4 protein-coding genes and 1 pseudogene are annotated in these 4887 nt (G+C 67.8%); 4 read left to right on the top strand and 1 reads right to left on the bottom strand.

Annotated elements, in window-relative coordinates; all coding sequences use genetic code 11:
• A pseudogene (locus RTU05_RS16985) lies at nucleotides 1-242 on the top strand (hypothetical protein); the annotation flags it as partial.
• A 56-nt stretch (nucleotides 243-298) separates the two neighbouring features.
• Here RTU05_RS16985 and RTU05_RS16980 read toward each other — a convergent pair.
• Nucleotides 299-850 carry a lipocalin family protein gene (locus RTU05_RS16980; RefSeq protein WP_312599494.1) on the bottom strand — a complete coding sequence of 184 codons (552 nt, stop codon included), beginning with the start codon at nucleotides 848-850 and terminating at the stop codon, nucleotides 299-301.
• Nucleotides 851-1036: 186 nt separating this feature from the next.
• Between RTU05_RS16980 and cysD the strand changes: the two genes are divergently transcribed.
• The 3 genes from cysD to RTU05_RS16965 form a co-directional block, all read left to right on the top strand.
• Nucleotides 1037-1981, top strand: coding sequence for a sulfate adenylyltransferase subunit CysD (gene cysD / locus RTU05_RS16975; RefSeq protein WP_312599493.1), 945 nt, complete (start codon nucleotides 1037-1039; stop codon nucleotides 1979-1981).
• Nucleotides 1981-3894: a sulfate adenylyltransferase subunit CysN gene (gene cysN / locus RTU05_RS16970; protein ID WP_312599492.1), complete on the top strand. Its 1914-nt coding sequence runs from the start codon at nucleotides 1981-1983 to the stop codon at nucleotides 3892-3894. Before cysD ends, cysN begins: the two co-directional genes overlap by 1 nt.
• A gap of 64 nt (nucleotides 3895-3958) precedes the next feature.
• Nucleotides 3959-4887 (top strand): mechanosensitive ion channel domain-containing protein (locus RTU05_RS16965; RefSeq protein ID WP_312599491.1); only part of this gene is annotated, 929 nt, incomplete at its 3' end.

Genomic DNA, 4887 nt, shown 5'->3' with positions numbered 1-4887 from the left:
TCGCGCGTCGTGCCGAACCGCGCGCAGAGCCGGTCGTCCGTCGCGCTGCGCCGGTCGCGGAACGCCCGGCCGCCACGCCTCGCGTCGAGGTCCCTGCGAGACCCACGGGTCCGCAGCCCTATGCGGCGGCGACATCGCCCGCCGCCGGCACGAGCCAGCTGAATACGGCTCCGACCACGGCGCCCACGTCGGCCCAAGCCCAACCGCCCGCCCCGACGATCACGGTTCAACCGCTGGACTGATCCTCGTCGCGTGAAGAAAAGCCCCGGTTTCGGCCGGGGCTTTTTTGCGGTCTGGCTTAATTTGCGGGTTGCGCTGGAAACTCCAGACGGCTGACGTCGTAGCCCAAGGCGCGCGCCCGTTCGGTCAGGCTGCGAACCTGGGCCGGGGTCGGCAGGTGGCGCGTATAGATGAACAGCCGCTCGAACGTCGGATCGGCCGAGATGAACCAGCTGTAGTCGTCCGCCCGGTCCAGCACCCAGTAGTCCCACGTCACGAAGCCGGCCAGATATCTGACCCTGAGTTTCGCGTTCGTGCCGGGGTCCAGGATTTCGCCCCGCCCGCCGATGGCCTTCTCCCTGCCCTGCGGCGTGCCGACCTGACAGGTGTCGCGCACATCGATGCGCGTGCCCTCGACCGGCGTATAGATGGACGCGCCGGCCACGCAGCCGTCAGTCAACCGGTCCGGCAGACGCGCGATCTCGTGCCATCGCCCGGACCACAGCCGCTGAACGTCCACCGCCTTGGCGGGTTGGGGCGCGCGATACTCGGAAGGGCGCGGCGCGGTCACGCAGCCGGCCAAGGCGACGGCGGCCACAGTCGCGGCGACGACGGGCTTGAGGTGGGGCATGGGTTGATCCCTTTCGGCATAGGCCGGAGCAGGCGGTCCTGGCTCCTTTACGCGCCAGCCGACATTTTGGACCTGACGGGCCGACCCGAAGCGCGCGGTCGAAAATCTCACAGGATGTGGCAGTATCAATCGCTTGTCTTACGCGGCACATTGGCGTTGTGACCTCCGTTCGACGGAGACTTGCCGGTGGACATCGCCATTCTGACCGAACGCCAAGACAGCTTGCCCAGCCAACGCCTGACGCACCTCCAGCGGCTGGAGGCCGAAAGCATCCACATCCTGCGCGAGGTGGCGGCCGAGGCCGAGCGGCCGGTCATGCTGTATTCGATCGGCAAGGATTCGGCGGTGATGCTGCATCTGGCGAAGAAGGCCTTCTATCCGTCTCGCCCGCCCTTCCCCCTGCTGCACGTCGATACGACGTGGAAGTTCCGCGCCATGTACGCGATGCGCGAACAGGCGGCCGCCGACCTGGGCGTCGAGTTGCTGGTGCACCAGAACCCGGAGGCTGTGGCGCGCGGCATCAATCCGTTCGATCACGGCTCGACCCTGCATACCGACCTGTGGAAGACCGAAGGGCTGAAGCAGGCCCTGTCCCTGCACGGCTTCGACGCAGCCTTCGGCGGGGCCCGGCGCGACGAGGAGAAGTCGCGGGCCAAGGAGCGGATATTCTCCTTCCGCACCGCAGAGCATCGCTGGGACCCCAAGAACCAGCGGCCCGAGCTTTGGCGGCTCTACAACACGCGCAAACGGCCGGGCGAGAGCATCCGCGTCTTCCCCATCTCCAACTGGACCGAGCTGGATGTCTGGCAATACATCCATCTGGAACGCATCCCCATCGTGCCCCTCTACCTCGCCGCTGAACGGCCGGTGGTGGAGCGCGACGGCGCCCTGATCATGGTGGACGACGACCGGTTCCGCCTGCGGCCCGGCGAGACGCCGCAGATGAAGTCCGTCCGCTTCCGCACCCTGGGCTGCTATCCCCTGACCGGGGCGGTCGAGAGTGCGGCGGCGACCCTGCCCGAGGTCATCCAGGAAATGCTGTTGACCACCACCTCCGAGCGTCAGGGCCGGATGATCGACCACGATCAGTCCGCCTCCATGGAGAAGAAGAAGCAGGAGGGCTATTTCTGATGGCGCACCAGTCCGACCTGATCGCCCGCGACATCGACGCCTATCTGGACGCCCACCAGCACAAGAGCCTGCTGCGCTTCATCACCTGCGGCAGCGTGGACGACGGCAAGTCCACCCTGATCGGGCGGCTGCTCTACGATTCCAAGATGATCTTCGAGGATCAGATGGCGGCGTTGGAGGCGGACAGTCGCCGCGTCGGCACCCAGGGCGGCGACATCGACTTCGCCCTGCTGGTCGATGGTCTGGCCGCCGAGCGCGAGCAAGGCATCACCATCGACGTGGCCTATCGCTTCTTCTCGACCGAGACGCGCAAGTTCATCGTCGCCGACACGCCCGGCCACGAGCAATACACCCGAAACATGGTCACCGGCGCCTCGACCGCCGACGCCGCCGTCATCCTGATCGACGCGCGGCGCGGGGTGCTGACCCAGACGCGGCGCCACGCCTATCTGGTCAGCCTGCTGGGCATCCGCCACGTGATTTTGGCGGTCAACAAGATGGACCTGTTGGGCTGGTCCCAGCATGTGTTCGACGCCATCGTCGCCGACTTTTCCGTCTTCGCCGCCCAGATCGGGCTGAAGACCTTCGACGCCATTCCGATGTCGGCCCTGCGCGGCGACAACGTCACCGAAGCCAGCCCCCGGTCGCCTTGGTACGTCGGCCCGCCGCTGATGCGCCTGTTGGAGACGCTGGAGGTCGGCGACGACCTGCAGGCCGATCCGTTCCGCCTGCCGGTGCAGTGGGTCAACCGGCCCAATCTCGACTTCCGCGGCTTTTCGGGCCAGATCGCCGCCGGGACCGTGCGGCCGGGCGATCCGGTGCGGGTTCTGCCGTCGGGAAAGACCTCGACCGTCGCCCGTATCGTCACCGCCGACGGCGACCTGGACCGGGCCGTCGCGGGTCAGTCGATCACCCTGACCCTGGCCGACGAGATCGACGTGTCGCGCGGCGACGTCCTGGCCGGCGCCGACGCCCCGCCCGAGGCGGCGGATCAGTTCGAGGCCACCGTGGTCTGGATGGACGACGAACCCCTGCTGCCGGGACGCCCTTATCTGCTGAAGATCGGCGCCAAACTGGTGGGCGCGACCATCACCGAGCCCAAGCACAAGGTGAACGTCAACACCCTGGAGCAGCAGCCGGCCCGGCGGTTGGAGCTGAACGAGATCGGCGTCTGCAACCTGTCGCTGGATGCGCCCGTCGCCTTCGCCCCTTACGCCCAGAACAAGGACCTGGGCGGTTTCATACTGATCGACCGGATCTCCAACCGGACGGTCGGGGCGGGCCTGCTGCACTTCGCGCTGCGCCGCGCCCACAACATCCACTGGCAGGCCCTGTCGGTCGACAAGGACGCGCGCGCCGCGATCAAGAACCAGAAGGGCCGGGTCATCTGGCTTACCGGCCTGTCCGGCGCCGGCAAATCCACCATCGCCGATCTGGTCGAAAAGCGGCTGCACGCCGACGGCCGCCACACCTATCTGCTGGACGGCGACAATGTCCGTCATGGCCTGAACCGCGACCTGGGCTTCACCGAGGAGGATCGGGTCGAAAACATCCGCCGCGTCGCCGAGGTGTCGAAACTGATGGTGGACGCCGGCCTGATCGTCCTGGTCAGCTTCATTTCGCCCTTCCGCGCCGAGCGCCGCATGGCGCGCGATCTGCTGGGCGAGGGCGAGTTCGTGGAGGTGCACGTCGACACCCCCCTGGCCGTCGCCGAGGCCCGCGACGTCAAGGGCCTCTACAAGAAGGCGCGGGCGGGACAGTTGAAGAACTTCACCGGCATCGACAGCCCCTATGAGGCGCCCGAGACGCCGGAGATCGTGGTGGACACCACCACCATGTCGCCCGATCAGGCGGCCGAGCGCATCGTGGCCTGGCTGGACGGCCGGTTCTGGAACGAGGATTTCAGCATCTGACTTGAAGTCCGGCTGCGCGCCCCGCACGGGAACCTTGACTGTTTCTGGCGCGCTGTAGAGGCCGATGACCCTTCCGATCCAAAAGCTGGACCTGTCCGCGATCGAGCAGTCGCAGATCGCCCGCATCGCCGGGACGAACCTGACCCTGGGCGGCCTGGTCAGCGCGGGCGTCATCGCCCTGGCGGCCATCGCCGCCCACTGGCTGGTGACGCGATCCTTGCGCCGGGTGCGAGAGCGGGCGGACCGCAGCCGCCAGGCCGTCTATCTGCTGGAAAGGCTGGCCGGCTACGGCATCATCGTGATCGGGGCGATGGCGGCCCTGTCGGCGGCGGGGCTGAACCTGTCGTCCCTGGCGGTCTTCGCCGGCGCCCTGGGCATCGGCGTGGGTCTGGGCCTGCAGGGGGTGGTCAAGGAGTTCGTGTCGGGCCTGTTCCTGATCTTCGACCGGATGGTGTCGGTCGGCGACTATATCGAGATCGAAGACATCGGCATTCGCGGCGCCATCATGGAGATCGGCCCGCGCGCGACCCGCGTCCGCACCAACGACAACGTCAATGTCCTGGTGCCCAACTCGCGCTTCATCGAACAGCCGGTGACCAACTGGACGCTGAAGGGCGACACCCGCCGCATCCATGTGCCCTTCACCGTCGCCTATGGCTCCGACCGGGGCCAGGTCCGCGACGCCGTGTTGAAGGCCGCCCGCGCCAGCCCCTTCACCCTGCCGGAAACCGAGGCGAGGAAGAGCCAGGTCTGGCTGGTGGCGTTCGGCGACCGGGGCCTGTCGTTCGAACTGGTGGTCTGGCCCACGCGCGATGCGGTCAAACGCCCCGCCGCCATGCACGCCGCCTATACCTGGCTGATCGCCGACGCGCTGGATGAGGCGGGCGTGGAGGTGCCGGTGCCGCAGACGGACCTGCGCCTGCGCCGCGCCTTCGGCCTGGAGGGCGACGAGGCCCTGAAGCGTCTGGGTCACGGCGACGGCGCCCCGCCGCC

The sequence above is a fragment of the Brevundimonas sp. genome (genome assembly GCF_032017145.1).
Classification (GTDB): Bacteria; Pseudomonadota; Alphaproteobacteria; order Caulobacterales; family Caulobacteraceae; genus Brevundimonas.
The sequence above is the reverse complement of the archived record's forward strand: the minus strand, read 5'-3'. Positions and strand labels throughout refer to the sequence as shown.

Bases quoted from the DNA above. Each gene is read 5' to 3' on its own strand.
- RTU05_RS16980 (WP_312599494.1), bottom strand. From the start codon at position 850: ATGCCCCACCTCAAGCCCGTCGTCGCCGCGACTGTGGCCGCCGTCGCC.
- cysN (WP_312599492.1), top strand. From the start codon at position 1,981: ATGGCGCACCAGTCCGACCTGATCGCCCGCGACATCGACGCCTATCTG.